Here is a 409-nt window from a genome sequence, read left to right as displayed (position 1 = left end):
GCGGCGATATCGGCTACCACCATTAATAAGCCACGCGCCTTGTTAAATACGATACGGTACAGGTTCTTATTCATGGTCATTCTCAAAAGGTTATCCCCTTCGTCCTTGAAGCTACAGGGGTGTTAGCTGCACGCACTCACCCGAATCACTTACTTGAGTAAGCTCATCGGGATGAGTTTGCTGGCTGCCTACCTACAACTCCAATGACTTTGGGTGCAATAAAGGAGTATTAGTATTGCCAGTTCAGGTTAAAGCCCACAGTCACTGAGTCGGCTTTGAAGCCATCAGGTTTTGACAGCGGCTTGCCGGCAAACAGGTCATAACGGGTATTGAGCACAGTGCCGCGCACACCGACGACACTGCCCGCCAGATGGTGGCCCAGCAGATAAGGGTCGCTGCGACCGCTGAC

The 409-nt window shown here is 51.8% G+C and carries 1 protein-coding gene and 1 pseudogene; both read right to left on the bottom strand.

The features are described from left to right. On the bottom strand, positions 1-74 hold a 74-nt coding region (locus V1952_RS22550; RefSeq protein ID WP_420075635.1), incomplete at its 3' end, for an ESPR-type extended signal peptide-containing protein. Positions 75-229: 155 nt separating this feature from the next. Continuing rightward, a pseudogene (locus V1952_RS22545) lies at positions 230-409 on the bottom strand (ShlB/FhaC/HecB family hemolysin secretion/activation protein); the annotation flags it as partial.

The organism is Yersinia sp. 2542 StPb PI, assembly GCF_048593855.1.
GTDB lineage: Bacteria > Pseudomonadota > Gammaproteobacteria > Enterobacterales > Enterobacteriaceae > Yersinia > Yersinia enterocolitica_E.
Note: the sequence above shows the minus strand (reverse complement) of the source record. Positions and strands in the feature narration are given on the sequence as shown.